Raw genomic sequence first — 15,845 nt, 5'->3', positions numbered from 1 at the left:
GTCGCCTCGAGCGGAAAGCGAAAGCCCCGGCCTGGCCGGGGCTTTCTACTTTTCGCCGCGTGTAGCGCCATGGATCGCGCCATCGCAATCCATGGCGCGCGTCCCTGGGCGTCAGAACGCCAGCGTCACGCCCACGACCGGGCCCTTGAACCGCTGGTCCCAGCCGACGATGCCGTCCTCGATGAAATCGCCGCGCACGTCGCGCTTGACGTCCAGCCGGTACCACTCGTAGCCGCCGAACAGGCCGAAGTTGTCGGTGAAGCGGTACTCGGCGACCGCGTTGATGCGGCTGATGCTGCCGTCGTAGTCGCCGAAGTCGCCCCAGCCGGCGTCCAGGTACTGGCCCTGCAGGTTGAGCAGCCAGCGATCGCCCGGGCGCGCGGTGAAGCGAACGCCGACCACCGGTGCATAGCCGTCCTCACTGGCGCGGTCGCTCCAGCGCTCGTCGCCGGCCTCGGCCAGCAGGCTGGCCTCGGCCTTGGCCCATTCGGCGCCAATCTGCAGGCCCAGGCTGAAGTCCTCGTTCTCCACCACTGCGTAGTCGTAGAGCAGGCTGGCCAGCTGGAAGTCGAGTTCGGCACGGGCGAAGCTGCCGGCCGGGATGGTGATGTCGTCGAACGAGACGTCCTCGTCCAGCGACTCGCGCCGCTTCTTGTCGTAGTTGAAGTAGTCGAACACCAGGCGGTGGCGGTCGCCGAAGCGGAACACGCCGTCGATCCGCGGCACCCACTCGTCGCTGCCGAAATCCACGTTCTCCGAGAAGCGGTAGCGTTCGTCCATGAACGTGGTCTCGGCCGACAGCGTGCTGTCGGCGGACGCGCTCATCGCGCCGACCCGCAGGGTGAAGCGGTCGGCCTCCTGGTCCTGGGCGTGCGCGGCGATGCTGGCCAGCGACAGCGCAGGTGCGGCGGCGAGCAGGACCGGGAAGAAGGAGCGGCGGCGGGGGGCATGGGTCATGGGTGGCTCTCGGGGCGCGGGGGGCTCCGACTATTCAGGCCGGGCGGTCCACAGGCCGTGATGCGCGCATCGATACGACGTGAAAGTCGTTGATCAACACTCCAACGCGCGCCAACGCCGTCCAATAGAAAGCCCCGGTGGGGGCCGGGGCTTGGGTGCCGCGCTGGACCGACGAGGTTCTCCGCCACGGCACAGGAACCGACCGGCACAGGGCGGGGGAAGTTCCATACGCCCGCCCCAACCTTCGCCGGTTGTCCCCGAAAATGTCCCGCTGCTATACTTTTGCGGCTCGGCAGGGCGCGTTTCATGCCTGCCTTCCGCTTACTCCCGCAGGTAATCATCACGTGCTGAACTCCGTTGCCGCAGGCCGGCGACAGGCCGGTCGCGCGATTGCCTGGCAGGTGGGGGCGACGCTCCTGGTCGCGCTGGCCTGCCTCTGGAAGGGCCTGCACTGGTCGGCGGCGGCGCTGGTGGGCGGCGGGGCGGTGGTCCTGGCCGGTTGGTTTTCGGCCCGGATCGCGCTGGGAGGCGGCGTGGACGCGGCGCTCCCGGCGCTGGCCAGGCTGGTGGCGGGGGTGCTGGCCAAGTGGCTGGTCCTGGTCGCGGCGCTGGCGCTGGGCGTTATCGCCCTGGGGCTGCCCCCGCTGCCGATGCTGGCCGCGGCGGTGACGGTGCTGGCGGCGCAGGTCCTGGCCCTGGCACTGGCCCGCTGACCGAAGTGCGGTACCGGCAAGCGCATCCGAACCATCTCAATTCAAGCGGTTAGAACAGGAAAACGGGACCCATGGCGGCTGAGGCGGAACTGACCCCAACCAGCTACATCCAGCACCACCTGCAGAACCAGGTCGCGCACCTGGGCGAGGGGAGCTTCTGGACGCTGCACGTGGACACCTTCGTGACGGCGGTGGCGATGGGCCTGTTCATGGTGTTCATCTTCTGGCTGGCCACCCGCAAGGCCACCGCGGGCGTGCCGGGCAAGTGGCAGGCCTTCGTCGAGATCTGCCTGGAGTTCGTCGACCGCCAGGCGCGCGACACCTACCACGGGACCAGCAAGCTGGTGACGCCTATCGCGATCACCCTGTTCTTCTGGATCCTGCTGATGAACCTGCTAAAGATGATCCCGGCGGACTTCTTCGCGATCCCGCTGGGCTGGGTCGGCGTGCACTACTGGAAGCCGGTGCCGACCGCCGACGTGAACGCAACGCTGGGCATGTCGATCAGCGTGTTCTTCCTGATGATCTTCTTCGCGCTGCGCGCCAAGGGCCTGGGGCACTTCACCCTGGAATTCCTGACCGCGCCGTTCGGCAAGTGGATGATGCCGTTCAACCTCATCCTCAACATCGTCGAGTGGCTGAGCAAGCCGATTTCGCTGGCGATGCGACTGTTCGGCAACATGTTCGGCGGCGAGATCGTGTTCCTGCTGATCTGGGTGCTCGGCGGCGCCGGCATCGCCGGCATGTTCGCCGGCGCGGCGTTCGGCTTCGGCTGGATGATCTTCCACCTGCTGGTGATCCCGCTGCAGGCGTTCATCTTCATGATGCTGTCGATCGTGTACCTGAGCCTGTCCGAAGACAGCCACTGACGTTACTTCCCGATTTCACGCTTCACCTTTCCCTTCACCGCTTCACTTAAAGCAATCCGCTCCGGAGAAAACCATGGAAATCGCACTGACCGCCCTCGCTTCCGTCCAGGCTTCGACCGTTCTGGCCATCGGCATCATGATCGGCCTGGCCGCGCTGGGCGCCGGCCTGGGTCTGGCCATCATGGCCGGCAAGTTCCTGGAGTCGGCCGCGCGCCAGCCGGAGCTGATCCCGGTCCTGCAGGTCCGCATGTTCATCACCGCCGGCCTGATCGACGCCGCGTTCATCATCTCGGTCGCCGTCGGCCTGCTGTTCGCCTTCGCCTCGCCGTTCGTCGCGCCGTTCCTGGCCCAGCTGGGCGGCTGATCGAGCGTCGGGTGGCGCCCGCGCATCCGCACGGGCGCTGACAGGATGCAGGGGCCGGCCGGCACAGCCGTCGGCCCCGTCACCACAGGCAGAGCGCACCAATGAGCATCAATCTGACCCTTTTCGCCCAGGCGCTGGCCTTCGCCGCGCTGATCTGGCTGATCGCCACCAAGATCTGGCCGCCGCTGCTCAAGGCCATCGAGGAGCGCCAGCAGAAGATCGCCGAGGGCCTGGCCGCGGCCGACCGCAGCCAGAAGGACCTGGCGCAGGCGCAGGACAAGGTCAACGAGCTGCTGAAGGAAGCCCGCGTCAAGGCCAACGAGATCATCGACCAGGCCCACGCGCGCGCCAACCAGATCGTGGACGCCGCGCGCGAGGAAGCGCTCGCCGAGGCCGGCCGCCAGAAGGCCATCGCCCAGGCCGAGATCGACGCGTCCGCCAACCGCGCCCGCGAGGACCTGCGCAAGCAGGTGTCCGTGCTGGCCGTGAACGGCGCCGAAAAGCTGCTCCGCCGCGAGATCGACGCCAACGCCCACAAGGCGTTGATCGACGATCTGGCCGCGCAGCTCTGATCGGGAGCTGACATGAGCCAGGCCCTCACCCTCGCCCGTCCCTACGCACGTGCCGCCTATGCGGCCGCCCGCGACGAAGCTCGCGTGGACGCGTGGTCGCAGGCGCTGGGCTTCGCCGCCCAGGTCGCCGCCGATCCGCGCGTGGCCGGCCTGCTGCTCAACCCGGAGCTGCAGCGCGACCAGGCGGTCGCGCTGCTGGCGCCGCAGGGCGCCGAGGCGGCGTTCACCCGCTTCCTGGGCCTGCTCGCCGACGCCGGGCGGCTGCCGCTGCTGGCCGAGGTCGCAGGCCTCTTCGAGCAGCTGCGCGCCGAAGACCAGCGCGTGGTGCGGGCCACCGTCACCTCCGCCGCCGAGCTGTCGGCACAGGAGCTGGACAAGCTGCGCGACGCACTCCAGCGCCGCTTCGGCCGCGAGGTCGAGCTGGAGTCGGCGGTCGATGCCAGCCTGATCGGCGGCGCGGTCATCGACGCCGGCGACGTGGTGATCGACGGCTCGCTCAAGGGCAAGCTCGCGCGCCTGCAGACGGCGCTGGCGGGCTGACCGGACGCTGCACCAGACAGTTCACTTTTCAGGTCGCCAAGCCCCGGCCGCGACTCCAAGGAATCCAAATGGCTACCACGCTCAACCCCTCCGAAATCAGCGACCTCATCAAGACCCGCATCGAGCAGGTCAAGCTGTCGGCTGAAGCCCGCAACGAAGGCACCGTGACCTCGGTGTCCGACGGCATCGTGCGCATCTTCGGCCTGGCCGACGTGATGCAGGGCGAAATGATCGAGCTGCCGGGCAACACCTTCGCCCTGGCGCTGAACCTGGAGCGCGACTCGGTCGGCGCCGTGGTCCTGGGCGACTACGAGCACCTGCGCGAAGGCGACGTGGCCAAGACCACCGGCCGCATCCTGGAAGTGCCGGTCGGCCGCGAACTGCTGGGCCGCGTCGTCAACGCGCTGGGCGAGCCGATCGACGGCAAGGGCCCGATCGGCGCGGCGCAGACCGCCCCGGTCGAGCGCGTCGCCCCGGGCGTGATCTGGCGCAAGTCGGTCGACCAGCCGGTCCAGACCGGCTACAAGACCGTCGACGCGATGATCCCGATCGGCCGCGGCCAGCGCGAGCTGATCATCGGCGACCGCCAGACCGGCAAGACCGCGCTGGCGATCGACGCGGTGATCAACCAGAAGAACACCGGCATCAAGTGCGTGTACGTGGCGATCGGCCAGAAGGCCTCGACCGTCGCCAACATCGTGCGCAAGCTGGAAGAGAACGGCGCCCTGGCCCACACGATCGTCGTGGCCGCCACCGCCTCCGAGTCGGCCGCGATGCAGTACATCAGCGCCTACTCCGGCTGCACCATGGGCGAGTACTTCATGGACCGCGGCGAAGACGCGCTGATCGTCTACGACGACCTGTCCAAGCAGGCCGTGGCCTACCGCCAGATCTCGCTGCTGCTGCGCCGCCCGCCGGGCCGCGAAGCCTACCCGGGCGACGTGTTCTACCTGCACTCGCGCCTGCTGGAGCGCGCCGCGCGCGTCTCGGAGGAGTACGTCGAGCAGTTCACCAAGGGCGAAGTGAAGGGCAAGACCGGCTCGCTGACCGCGCTGCCGATCATCGAGACCCAGGCCGGCGACGTGTCGGCGTTCGTGCCGACCAACGTGATCTCGATCACCGACGGCCAGATCTTCCTGGAAACCGACCTGTTCAACGCCGGCATCCGCCCGGCGGTGAACGCCGGCATCTCGGTGTCGCGCGTCGGCGGCGCCGCCCAGACCAAGATCATCAAGAAGCTGTCGGGCGGAATCCGCATCTCGCTGGCGCAGTACCGCGAGCTGGCGGCCTTCGCGCAGTTCGCCTCGGACCTGGACGAAGCCACCCGCAAGCAGCTCGAGCGCGGCCAGCGCGTGACCGAGCTGATGAAGCAGAAGCAGTACCAGCCGATGTCCATCGCCAACCAGGCGCTGTCGATCTACGCGGTCAACGAGGGCTACCTGGACGACGTGCCGGTGGCCAAGATCGGCGCGTTCGAGGAGGGCCTGCACGCCCACTTCGCCAACACCGCCGGCGCGCTGGTCGACCAGATCAACAGCACCGGTGGCTGGAACGACGAGATCGAGGCGGCGTTCAAGAAGGGCATCGCCGAGTTCAAGCAGACCGGCACCTGGTAAGCCGCGACATCGGCGGGCCACGGCCCGCGCGGTGACGGAACCAAGTCCAACGGCGGGCCAGGCGGCCTGCCACACGGGAAGAAGAGATGGCTGGCGGACGCGAAATCAAAACCAAGATCAAGAGCGTGCAGAACACCCGCAAGGTGACGCGCGCGCTGGAAATGGTCTCGGCCTCCAAGATCCGCAAGGCGCAGGAGCGCATGCGCACCTCGCGTCCCTACGCGCAGGCGATGAAGCAGGTGATCGGCCACCTGGCCCAGGCCAATACCGATTACCAGCATCCGTTCCTGGTCGAGCGCAACGAGGTCAAGCGGGTCGGCTACATCGTGGTCTCTTCCGACCGCGGCCTGGCCGGCGGCCTGAACAACAACCTGTTCCGCAAGTTGCTGGGCGACGTGCGCCAGTTCAACGAGCAGGGCGTCGAGGTCGACATGGTCACCATCGGCCAGAAGGCGCAGGCCTTCTTCCGCCGCATCAAGGTGAACATGGTCGGCAGCGTCTCCCACCTGGGCGACGTGCCGCACCTGGACGACCTGGTCGGTGTGATCAAGGTCATGCTCGACGCGTACACCGAGGGCAAGGTCGACCGCGTTTTCGTGGTCTACAACCACTTCGTCAACACGATGAGCCAGAAGGCCACGTTCGACCAGCTGCTGCCGCTGCCGGCGGCGCCTGCCGGCGTGCCGAACCACGACTGGGACTACATCTACGAGCCGGATGCGGCCACGGTGCTGGACCACGTGATCACCCGCTACATCGAGTCGCTGGTGTACCAGGCCGTGCTGGAGAACGTGGCGTCCGAGCATGCCGCGCGCATGGTCGCGATGAAGTCGGCCAGCGACAACGCGACCAAGCTGATCGGCACCCTGAACCTGGTCTACAACAAGGCCCGCCAGGCGGCGATCACGCAGGAAATCTCCGAAATCGTGGGCGGCGCCGCTGCGGTCTGAGCCGCGACGCCATACAGAATTCATCTAGAGGAATGCAGCAATGAGTCAGGGCAAGATCGTTCAGATCATCGGCGCCGTCGTCGACGTCGAGTTCCCGCGCGCCGAAGTGCCGAAGGTGTACGACGCGCTTAAGGTCGAGAACACCGCCATCACCCTCGAGGTCCAGCAGCAGCTGGGCGACGGCGTGGTCCGCACCATCGCGCTGGGTTCGACTGACGGCCTCAAGCGCAACCTGGTCGCGACCAACACCGGCAAGGCGATCTCGGTGCCGGTCGGCGCCGGCACCCTGGGCCGGATCATGGACGTGCTCGGCCGCCCGATCGACGAGGCCGGCGACGTGCAGGCTTCGGACCACTGGGAGATCCACCGCAGCGCGCCGTCGTACGAGGACCAGTCCTCGGGCAACGAGCTGCTGGAGACCGGCATCAAGGTCATCGACCTGATGTGCCCGTTCGCCAAGGGCGGCAAGGTCGGCCTGTTCGGCGGCGCCGGCGTCGGCAAGACCGTCAACATGATGGAGCTGATCAACAACATCGCCAAGGCGCACAGCGGCCTGTCCGTGTTCGCCGGCGTGGGCGAGCGTACCCGCGAGGGCAACGACTTCTACCACGAGATGAAGGACTCCAACGTCCTCGACAAGGTGGCGATGGTCTACGGCCAGATGAACGAGCCGCCGGGCAACCGCCTGCGCGTCGCGCTGACCGGCCTGACCATGGCCGAGTACTTCCGCGACGAGAAGGACGCCTCGGGCAAGGGCAAGGACGTCCTGCTGTTCGTCGACAATATCTACCGCTATACCCTGGCCGGTACCGAAGTGTCGGCGCTGCTGGGCCGCATGCCGTCGGCGGTGGGCTACCAGCCGACCCTGGCCGAAGAGATGGGCGTGCTGCAGGAGCGCATCACCTCGACCAAGACCGGCTCGATCACCTCGATCCAGGCCGTCTACGTGCCCGCGGACGACCTGACCGACCCGTCGCCGGCGACCACCTTCGCCCACCTCGATGCCACCGTCGTGCTGTCGCGCAACATCGCCTCGCTGGGCATCTACCCGGCGGTCGACCCGCTGGATTCGACCAGCCGCCAGCTGGACCCGAACGTGATCGGCCACGAGCACTACGACACCGCGCGCCGCGTGCAGTCCACGCTCCAGAAGTACAAGGAGCTGAAGGACATCATCGCGATCCTGGGCATGGACGAGCTGTCGGAAGAGGACAAGCTGGCCGTCTCGCGCGCGCGCAAGATCGAGCGCTTCTTCAGCCAGCCGTTCCACGTGGCCGAGGTCTTCACCGGCTCGCCGGGCAAGTACGTCTCGCTGAAGGACACCATCCGCGGCTTCAAGGGCATCGTCGACGGCGAGTACGACCACCTGCCGGAGCAGGCGTTCTACATGGTCGGCACCATCGACGAAGCCGTCGAGAAGGCCAAGAAGATCGCCTGATCGCGATCTTCCGGAACTGAGCACAGCGAGGCCCCATGAGCACCATCCGTTGCGACATCGTCAGCGCCGAGCAGGAGATCTTCCACGGTGAGGCCACCCTGGTCGTCGCCACCGGCGAGCTGGGCGAGCTGGGCATCGCGCCGCGCCACGCGCCGCTGATCACCCGCCTGAAGCCTGGCAAGGTCGTGGTCACCCTGGCCGACGGCTCGCACCTGGATTTCGCCATCTCCGGCGGCATCCTCGAGGTGCAGCCGCAGGTGGTCACCGTGCTGGCCGACACCGCGATCCGCGCCGAGGACATCGACGAGGCCGCCGTGCGCAAGGCCAAGGAAGAGGCCGAGCGCGTGCTGGCCAACCGCAGCGAGGCGATGGAAGTGGCCGAGGCGCAGCAGCGCCTGGCCGAAGTCACCGCCCAGCTGCAGGCGCTGGAGCGCCTGCGCCGCAACCTCAAGCACTGACCGCGCCTGGTCCGGTTCGCCGGACTGCGCAACGAACGACGCCGGCCGATGCCGGCGTTTTTCGTTCCCGGAGCTGCCGGCGCCGCGCGTTCGCGTGGAGCGGGGCTTGCCCCGCTGCCTCTCGATCACCGGGCAAGGGCAGCGGGGCAAGCCCCGCTCCACGGCGATCCGTCCTGTTCCCGGCGCGCTAGACTCGCAGGGTTCCCCGGATCCCTGCATGCCCATGACCATCACCCCCCAGGAAGCCCTGCAGCGCACGATCGAGCACCGCGAGATCTTCCACGACGAGATGGTCGGGCTGATGCGGCAGATCATGCGCGGCGATGTCTCGCCGGTGATGGCGGCGGCGATCCTCACCGGCCTGCGGGTGAAGAAGGAGACGGTCGGCGAGATCGCCGGCGCCGCGCAGGTGATGCGCGAGTTCTCTCGCACGGTGGAGGTGGCCGACCGCGGCCACCTGGTCGACATCGTCGGCACCGGGGGCGACGGCTCGCACACCTTCAACATCTCCACCTGCTCGATGTTCGTGGCCGCCGCCGCCGGTGCGCGGGTGGCCAAGCACGGCAACCGCAGCGTCTCGTCCAAGTCCGGAAGCGCCGACGTGCTCGAGGCGCTGGGCGCGACGATCGAGCTGCAGCCGGAACAGGTGGCGCAGTCGATCGGGCGCTGCGGCATCGGCTTCATGTTCGCGCCGATCCACCACCCGGCGATGAAGGTGGTCGCCCCGGTGCGGCGCGAGATGGGCGTGCGCACCATCTTCAACATCCTCGGGCCGCTGACCAACCCGGCCGGCGCGCCGAACATACTGATGGGCGTGTTCCATCCCGACCTGGTCGGCATCCAGGCGCGCGTGCTGCAGGAACTGGGCGCCGAACGGGCGCTGGTGGTCTGGGGTCGCGATGGCATGGACGAGATCTCGCTGGGCGCGGCGACCATGGTCGGCGAGCTGCGCGACGGGGTGGTGCGCGAATACGAGATCCACCCGGAGGATTTCGGCATCGCCATGTCGGCCAGCCGCAACCTCAAGGTCGCCGACGCGGCCGAATCGCGCGGCATGCTGCTCGGCGTGCTCGATGGCGCGCCGGGTCCGGCGCGCGAGATCGTGGTGCTCAACGCCGCCGCCGCGCTTTACGTGGCCGGGGTGGCGGTGGACATCGCCGATGGCATCGTGCGCGCGCGCCGTACCATCGACGACGGCAGCGCGCGGCAGGCGCTGGCGCGCTACGTGGAAACCACCCGCACCCTGGCCGCACAGGCGACGGTGCCGTGAGCGACGCCGGTTTCGCGCGCCTGCCCGAGCCTCCGTACTACGCGGTCGTCTTCAGTTCCCTGCGCAACGGCGAAGACCCGGCCGGCTACGCCGCCGCGGCGGAGCGGATGATGGCGCTGGCCGCCGTCCAGCCCGGCTTCCTCGGCGCGGAGTCCGCGCGCGAGGCCGGGGGATTCGGCATCACCGTGTCCTACTGGGAAAGCGAGGCGGCCATCCGCGCGTGGCGGCTGCATGCCGAGCACGCCGAGATCCGCCGGCACGGGCGCCAGCACTGGTACGCCCGCTACGCGCTGCGGGTGGCCAGGGTGGAGCGCGCTGCGGACTTCGATGCCGGCTGACCCGGCCGCGCTGGAGCGGCCATCCCCGGCATCCGTGGGCCGTCCAGCTCGTGCGAGAATGCCCGTCCGCCGCGTGCCGGACCGCGATAGCCGATGAGCGACATCCTCCAGACCATCCTCGCCCGCAAGGCCGAAGAAATCGCCGAGCGCAGCGCGCGCGCGCCGCTGGCCGAGGTGGTCGCGCGGGCGCGCGATGCCGGTCCGGTCCGTGGTTTCGCCGCGGCGCTGCAGTCGACGATCGCCCTCGGTGACCCGGCGGTCATCGCCGAGGTGAAGAAGGCCAGCCCGTCCAAGGGCGTGATCCGGCCGGACTTCCGCCCGGCCGAGATCGCGGTGGGCTACGAGTTCGGCGGCGCCTCCTGCCTGTCGGTGTTGACCGACGTCGACTTCTTCCAGGGCTCCGACGAGTACCTGCAGCAGGCCCGCGCGGCCTGCACGCTGCCGGTCCTCCGCAAGGATTTCACCATCGACCCGTACCAGGTGCACGAGGCCCGCGCGCTCGGCGCCGACTGCATCCTGCTGATCGTCGCCGCGCTCGACGACATGCAGCTGGCCGACCTGTCCGGGCTGGCGCTGGAACTGGGCATGGACGTGCTGGTCGAGGTCCACGACATCGACGAGCTCGAGCGCGCGATCCAGGTGCCGGTGCCGCTGGTGGGGATCAACAACCGCAACCTGCGCACCTTCGAGGTCTCGCTCGACGTGACCCTGGAGATGAAGGCCGCGGTGCCCCGCGATCGCCTGCTGGTCACCGAGAGCGGCATCCTGGTCCACGACGACGTGGCGCGGATGCGCGCGGCCGGCGTGCATGCCTTCCTGGTCGGCGAGACGTTCATGCGTGCCGAGGAGCCGGGCGAGGCGCTGCGGCAGCTGTTCTTCGACCGCTGAGCCATTCGATGGGACGGCGCGCATGACCCGCACCACCTATCCGCCGCCGCGCGAGGATGCGCCGCTGGTGGTGTTCGACTTCGACCACACCCTGTACGACGGCGATTCGGGCAGCCACCTGTTCGCCTGGCTGATCCGGCGCAACCCGCTGCGGGTCCTGGCCGCGTTGCTGGCCACCCCCGTGCTCGGGCCGATGGTCGCCTTCCTGCCGACCCGGCGCTGGGGCATTTCCGGCTACGCGTGGATCGGCAGCTTCGGATTGCACGCGGCACGCGACTTCGACCGGGTGATCGACCGCTACGTGGCCAGGCACCGCGAGCAGATCGCCGCTCGGCTGCTGCCGGTGGCGCTGGAGGTGTTCGCGCGGCACCGGGCCCAAGGCGACCGCGTGGTCGTGGCCACCGGCGCGCCGCCGGAACTGGCGCGGGCCATCCTGTCGTTCGTGGCCCACGAGGACGTGCCCGTGGTCGGGACCGTGGTCGGGCCGCGCCTGGGCGCGGTGGTCGCCACCCGCCATTGCCACAACGAGGAAAAGGTGCGGATGCTGCGCGAGCGCGGCTACACCGGCATCGGCATGGCGTACTCCGATTCCTCGGCCGACCTGCCCTTGCTGCTGGCCGCACGCGAACCAGTAGTGGTCAACCCCAAGCCCAGCCGTGTCGAATTCTTCCGGCGCGTGCTGCCCCCGGGGACGCCGATCCTCAACTGGGGTTGCCAGGACCGCGCCGGCGACCCGGTGCTGTAGGAGCCGATCCTTATCGGCGACCCGAGCCGCTCGGCGCGGAAGACGTCCTCGCCATCCGCGCACACCGGTCGCCGATAAGGATCGGCTCCTACAGGAATCGGGCCAGTGCGTGGCCGATCTGGTACAGGCTGATGCACAGCACCAGCAGACCTACCGCCACCAGCACCCACTTTTCGCGCACCCGACTGACCAGCAGCGCGGCCACCGGCGCGGCGATCATTCCGCCTACCAGCAGGCCGAGCACGATCTGCAGGTGTTCGATGCCGATCGACAGGAAGAAGGTGATCGACACCGCCAGGGTGACCACGAACTCGGCCGCGTTGACCGAGCCGATCACGGTGCGGGCCTGGCCGCCCCCGGCCAGCAGGGTGGAGGTGGCCAGCGGGCCCCAGCCGCCGCCGCCGCTGGCGTCGAGCAGGCCGGCGAAGAAGCCCAGCACCGGCACCCGGCGCACTTCCCGGCGCGGCACCATCCGGCCGCTGGCGCGGACCAGGATCAGGACCGCCAGCACCAGCAGGTAGAGGTAGACGAACGGCCGGATCAGGTCGCCGGGCAGCTGGGTCAGGACGTAGGCGCCGATGACCCCGCCGACGACGCCCGGAATGGCCAGGCGCAGGAACAGCCGCCGGTCGACATTGCCCAGCGCGATGTGCGAGGCGCCCGAGGCGCCGGTGGTGAAGACCTCGGCGGCGTGGATGCTGGCGCTGACCTGGGCCGGCGGCAGGCCCATGCCCAGCAGCACCGACGAGGACACCAGGCCATAGGCCATGCCGAGCGCCCCGTCGACCAGCTGCGCGGCCAGGCCGATGAGTACGAACCAGAAGAAGGTTTCGCCGAATTCCATCAGCGGCGTGCCGGTTCAGCAGGGGGCGGGGAGGGCGTGGCCGGCGCCGCCCGCGGAGGTTCGCCGGCCGCCGACGGCCGATCAGCGGGTGCCGTACAGCACCACGGTCTTGCCACGCGCATGCAGCTGGCCGTCGGCCTGCAGTTTCTTCAGGACCCGCCCGGCCATCTCGCGCGAGCAGCCCACCAGGCGCGCAAGCTCCTGCCGCGACACGCGCATCTGCGTGCCCTGCGGGTGGCTCATCGACTCGGGTTCCTTGGCCAGGTCGTGCAGCGTGCGGACGATCCGGTCGGTGACGTCGAGGAAGGCCAGGCGGCTGGCCTTGCGGCTGGTGGTCAGCAGCCGCCGCGACAGCTGCACGCCGATCGAATAGAGCAGGCGCGGGGCGTCGGCCGACAGCGGGCCGAGCATCAGCTGCTGCAGGCGGTCGTAACTGATTTCGGCCAGCTCGCAGGCGCTGCGGGTGCGCAGGATGACCTCGCGGCTGTCCGACTCGATGAACAGGCCCATCTCGCCGACGAATTCGCCGGCGCCGTAGTAGCCCAGCACCAGCTCGCGGCCGTCCTCTTCCTCGGCGATGATGCTGACCGAGCCGTTGACCACGTAATACAGGGTCCCCGCCGGGTCGCCCGGGCGGAACACGTCGGTACGGTTGGGGTAGCGGCGGCGCTGGCAATGCGCCAGGAACCGCTCGACGGCGGACTGGTCCAGCGACAGGGGACTGCTGGCGAAGCGCACGGGGGACACGGTGGTGGGCTTCCTGGCGTTCATGGATGGGGGGTCGGGGGATGCCGCAGCGTAGCCGTATGTGCGCCGGTCGGCAAACCGTGGCCCGCCGGGTACATACCCCCGTCACCGGGTTTGCCCCATAATTGCGCGTTCCCCATCCTCCAGAGGCATGACCGCCGTGGTCAAACCCCTGCCGCGCCTGAGGCTGCAAGGCTTCAACAACCTCACCAAGGCGCTGAGCTTCAACATCTACGACGTCTGCTACGCGGTCTCCGAGGACGAGCGCCAGCGCTACATCGAGTACATCGATGAGGCGTACAACGCCGACCGCCTGACCCAGATCCTGACCGACGTGGCCCAGATCATCGGCGCCAACATCCTCAACGTGGCCCGGCAGGACTACGACCCGCAGGGCGCCTCGGTGACCATCCTCATTTCCGAGGAGCCGGTCATCGACAAGAAGGCCGCCGGCAAGGAAGTGATCTCCGACGCGGTAGTCGCGCACCTGGACAAGAGCCACATCACGGTGCACACCTACCCGGAGACGCACCCGCAGAACGGCATCGCCACGTTCCGCGCCGACATCGACGTGGCCACCTGCGGCGTGATCTCGCCGCTGAAGGCGCTGAACTACCTGATCGAGAGCTTCGAGTCCGACATCGTGGTGATGGACTACCGCGTGCGCGGCTTCACCCGCGACATAAAGGGCAAGAAGCACTATATCGACCACAAGATCAACTCGATCCAGGACTACCTGGCGAAGAACATCAAGTCCCGCTACGAGATGATCGACGTCAACGTCTACCAGGAGAACATCTTCCACACGAAGATGCACCTGAAGGAGTTCGACCTCGACACGTACCTGTTCGAGGAGAAGGCGCGCAACCTCTCGTTCAAGGAGCGCATGCGCGTGGAAGCGCTGCTCAAGCGCGAGATCGAGGAGCTGTTCCACGGGCGCAACCTGTCCGAGTGACCGGGGACCCGCGCGCCGCCGCGGGTGGCGCGTGGTTCAGGCGGGCGGCGCCAGGATGGCGCCACGAATTCGCGGGACGTCCCGCGCGCGGCCCCGGCCGCGGACCAAGACCGACGGCGGTCCGGAGCCATGCTCCGGGCCGCTTTTTTTTCCCGTCCCCGGGATCGTTGCCGGGCGGCGTTCACCGAGGAGAATCGACGATGGCGTGGACCTACCTGCTGCTGGCGGGACTGTTCGAGATCGGCTTCGCCCTGGGCCTGAAGCACACCGACGGCTTCACCCGGCTGTGGCCCAGCCTGGGGACCGCGGCCGCCGCGGCCGTCAGCCTCTACCTGATGACCCTGGCCATGCGCTCGATTCCGGTCGGCACCGCCTACGCGGTGTGGACCGGCATCGGTGCGGCCGGCGTGGCGGCGATGGGGATCATGCTGCTGGGCGAGAGCGCCTCGCCGATGCGGCTGGCCTGCATCGGCCTGATCATCGCCGGCGTGATCGGCCTCAAGCTGGCATCGCCGGCTTGACCGCAACGCCCGGGCTACCGAGCCGCACGGGCGCCGACATGGACCGTAGAGCGGGGCTTGCCCCGCTGCTCCTCACCCGGCGCCGATCAAGAGCAGCGGGGCGAGCCCCGCTCTACGAGTAGCGTCCTGCGTAGCGGAGCGAGCCCCGTCCTCGAGGTTGGCCGAATCGGCGGATCGAGCGGGCGGGTGGGCACAGCGCGGACGAGGGTGCGCCTCAGAGCCGGTACGCGACCAGCTTCATCAGCCGGGACGCCAGCGCCATCGCCTGCGGGATCGGCGGCGGCAGCGCCCGGGCGCCGGCGTGTTCGGCCTGGTCGGCGTGGCGTGCTTCGTCTTCCTTCATCACCCGGAGGATCTCGCGGCTGCGCTGGTCGGTGGCCGGCAGGGACTGGAGGTGCTCGTCCAGGTGGGCCTCGACCTGGCGCTCGGTTTCCACCACGAAGCCCAGGTTCCAGCCGTCGCCGCGCAGGCCGGCCGCGGTGCCGATCGCATAGCTGCCGGCGTACCAGAGCGGGTTGAACAGGCTGGGCCGGCTGTCCAGTTCGCGCAGGCGCCTGGCGCACCAGGCCAGGTGGTCGGTCTCTTCCTGGGCGGCCTCCAGCAGGTGCGCGCGGGTGGCGGGGTCGCGCGCCACCGCGGCCTGGCCGAAATACAGGCCCTGGGCGCAGACCTCGCCGACGTGGTTGATCCGCATCAGGCCAGCCGCGTGGCGGCGGGCGGCGGCGGGCAGCACCGGGTCCTCGGCGCTGGCGGGGTAGGGCCGGGCGGCGGGCGGGTCGCCCAGGGTCGTTTCGAGGGCGCGCTGGGCCTCGACCAGGAAGCGGTCGAGCGGGGTCAGGTGGCGGACGGCGGACATGCGGGCTCCGGAGGCGGGTCGTCCGGGCCGCCGGGCGGCCCTCGCCGGATTGTCCGTCCGGCGGCGAGCCGCTGCCAAGCGCATGGGCCGCACGGCCTGGCCCGGGTTTGCCGGCAGGTTGCGCCGACGCGCGTGGGCGGGTATCATTCCGCCTCTTTGCTGCGCCCTTGACAACGCGAGGCGAAGTTCCGTCCGGGCAACCCG

19 protein-coding genes are annotated in these 15,845 nt (G+C 69.1%); 15 read left to right on the top strand and 4 right to left on the bottom strand.

Annotated elements, in window-relative coordinates; translation table 11 throughout:
- Window positions 1–111 precede the first annotated feature (111 nt).
- Window positions 112–957: a hypothetical protein gene (locus ABKA19_RS00275; protein WP_353687146.1), complete on the bottom strand. Its 846-nt coding sequence runs from the start codon at window positions 955–957 to the stop codon at window positions 112–114.
- Between the two features lie 344 nt (window positions 958–1,301).
- Here ABKA19_RS00275 and ABKA19_RS00270 point away from each other — a divergent pair, with 344 nt between their 5' ends.
- The 13 genes from ABKA19_RS00270 (at window position 1,302) to ABKA19_RS00210 (ending at window position 11,718) form a co-directional block, all read left to right on the top strand.
- Window positions 1,302–1,670, top strand: a complete 369-nt coding sequence (locus tag ABKA19_RS00270; protein WP_353687145.1) for a hypothetical protein — start codon at window positions 1,302–1,304, stop codon at window positions 1,668–1,670.
- Between the two features lie 71 nt (window positions 1,671–1,741).
- Entirely contained in the window at window positions 1,742–2,539 is a 798-nt protein-coding gene (atpB, locus tag ABKA19_RS00265) for a F0F1 ATP synthase subunit A (RefSeq protein WP_353687144.1), read from the top strand.
- A 73-nt stretch (window positions 2,540–2,612) separates the two neighbouring features.
- Entirely contained in the window at window positions 2,613–2,903 is a 291-nt protein-coding gene (gene atpE / locus ABKA19_RS00260; RefSeq protein WP_162376963.1) for a F0F1 ATP synthase subunit C, read from the top strand.
- 101 nt (window positions 2,904–3,004) lie between these two features.
- A complete protein-coding gene (locus tag ABKA19_RS00255; RefSeq protein ID WP_162376964.1) occupies window positions 3,005–3,475 on the top strand; it encodes a F0F1 ATP synthase subunit B in 471 nt (156 codons plus the stop codon).
- Window positions 3,476–3,487: 12 nt separating this feature from the next.
- On the top strand, window positions 3,488–4,015 hold the full coding sequence (locus ABKA19_RS00250) for a F0F1 ATP synthase subunit delta (RefSeq protein WP_353687143.1): 528 nt from the start codon (window positions 3,488–3,490) through the stop codon (window positions 4,013–4,015).
- Between the two features lie 68 nt (window positions 4,016–4,083).
- Window positions 4,084–5,631, top strand: a complete 1,548-nt coding sequence (atpA, locus tag ABKA19_RS00245; RefSeq protein WP_353687142.1) for a F0F1 ATP synthase subunit alpha — start codon at window positions 4,084–4,086, stop codon at window positions 5,629–5,631.
- An 86-nt stretch (window positions 5,632–5,717) separates the two neighbouring features.
- A complete protein-coding gene (gene atpG / locus ABKA19_RS00240) occupies window positions 5,718–6,581 on the top strand; it encodes a F0F1 ATP synthase subunit gamma (RefSeq protein WP_353687141.1) in 864 nt (287 codons plus the stop codon).
- A 40-nt stretch (window positions 6,582–6,621) separates the two neighbouring features.
- Entirely contained in the window at window positions 6,622–8,019 is a 1,398-nt protein-coding gene (gene atpD / locus ABKA19_RS00235; protein WP_353687140.1) for a F0F1 ATP synthase subunit beta, read from the top strand.
- A 35-nt stretch (window positions 8,020–8,054) separates the two neighbouring features.
- The gene (locus tag ABKA19_RS00230) at window positions 8,055–8,477 is read left to right on the top strand and encodes a F0F1 ATP synthase subunit epsilon (protein WP_162376969.1); all 423 of its coding nucleotides are present in this window, start codon (window positions 8,055–8,057) and stop codon (window positions 8,475–8,477) included.
- A gap of 223 nt (window positions 8,478–8,700) precedes the next feature.
- Complete coding sequence (gene trpD / locus ABKA19_RS00225; RefSeq protein WP_353687139.1) at window positions 8,701–9,747, top strand: anthranilate phosphoribosyltransferase; 1,047 nt, start codon at window positions 8,701–8,703, stop codon at window positions 9,745–9,747.
- Entirely contained in the window at window positions 9,744–10,085 is a 342-nt protein-coding gene (locus ABKA19_RS00220) for an antibiotic biosynthesis monooxygenase family protein (RefSeq protein ID WP_353687138.1), read from the top strand. The genes trpD and ABKA19_RS00220 overlap by 4 nt, the downstream gene beginning before the upstream one ends.
- A 93-nt stretch (window positions 10,086–10,178) precedes the next feature.
- Window positions 10,179–10,973, top strand: a complete 795-nt coding sequence (gene trpC / locus ABKA19_RS00215) for an indole-3-glycerol phosphate synthase TrpC (RefSeq protein WP_353687137.1) — start codon at window positions 10,179–10,181, stop codon at window positions 10,971–10,973.
- Between the two features lie 22 nt (window positions 10,974–10,995).
- Window positions 10,996–11,718 (top strand): haloacid dehalogenase-like hydrolase, encoded by a 723-nt coding sequence (locus ABKA19_RS00210; protein WP_353687136.1) that lies wholly within the window; start codon window positions 10,996–10,998, stop codon window positions 11,716–11,718.
- Between the two features lie 88 nt (window positions 11,719–11,806).
- On the opposite strand, the gene ABKA19_RS00205 is transcribed toward ABKA19_RS00210, so the two are convergent.
- Window positions 11,807–12,562 (bottom strand): sulfite exporter TauE/SafE family protein, encoded by a 756-nt coding sequence (locus tag ABKA19_RS00205; RefSeq protein ID WP_353687135.1) that lies wholly within the window; start codon window positions 12,560–12,562, stop codon window positions 11,807–11,809.
- Window positions 12,563–12,643: 81 nt separating this feature from the next.
- Window positions 12,644–13,333, bottom strand: a complete 690-nt coding sequence (gene crp, locus ABKA19_RS00200; RefSeq protein ID WP_162376974.1) for a cAMP-activated global transcriptional regulator CRP — start codon at window positions 13,331–13,333, stop codon at window positions 12,644–12,646.
- 136 nt (window positions 13,334–13,469) lie between these two features.
- On the opposite strand from crp, the gene speD reads away from it, so the two are divergent.
- The gene (speD, locus tag ABKA19_RS00195) at window positions 13,470–14,264 is read left to right on the top strand and encodes an adenosylmethionine decarboxylase (RefSeq protein WP_162376975.1); all 795 of its coding nucleotides are present in this window, start codon (window positions 13,470–13,472) and stop codon (window positions 14,262–14,264) included.
- 200 nt (window positions 14,265–14,464) lie between these two features.
- A complete protein-coding gene (gene sugE, locus ABKA19_RS00190; RefSeq protein ID WP_162376976.1) occupies window positions 14,465–14,785 on the top strand; it encodes a quaternary ammonium compound efflux SMR transporter SugE in 321 nt (106 codons plus the stop codon).
- Window positions 14,786–14,999: 214 nt separating this feature from the next.
- Here sugE and coq7 read toward each other — a convergent pair whose 3' ends face one another.
- The gene (gene coq7, locus ABKA19_RS00185; protein WP_353687134.1) at window positions 15,000–15,641 is read right to left on the bottom strand and encodes a 2-polyprenyl-3-methyl-6-methoxy-1,4-benzoquinone monooxygenase; all 642 of its coding nucleotides are present in this window, start codon (window positions 15,639–15,641) and stop codon (window positions 15,000–15,002) included.
- Window positions 15,642–15,845: the final 204 nt, after the last annotated feature.

The sequence above is a fragment of the Pseudoxanthomonas sp. Soil82 genome (assembly GCF_040446535.1).
Classification (GTDB): Bacteria; Pseudomonadota; Gammaproteobacteria; order Xanthomonadales; family Xanthomonadaceae; genus Pseudoxanthomonas; species Pseudoxanthomonas kaohsiungensis.
This window is presented reverse-complemented; position numbering and strand designations above follow the sequence as displayed.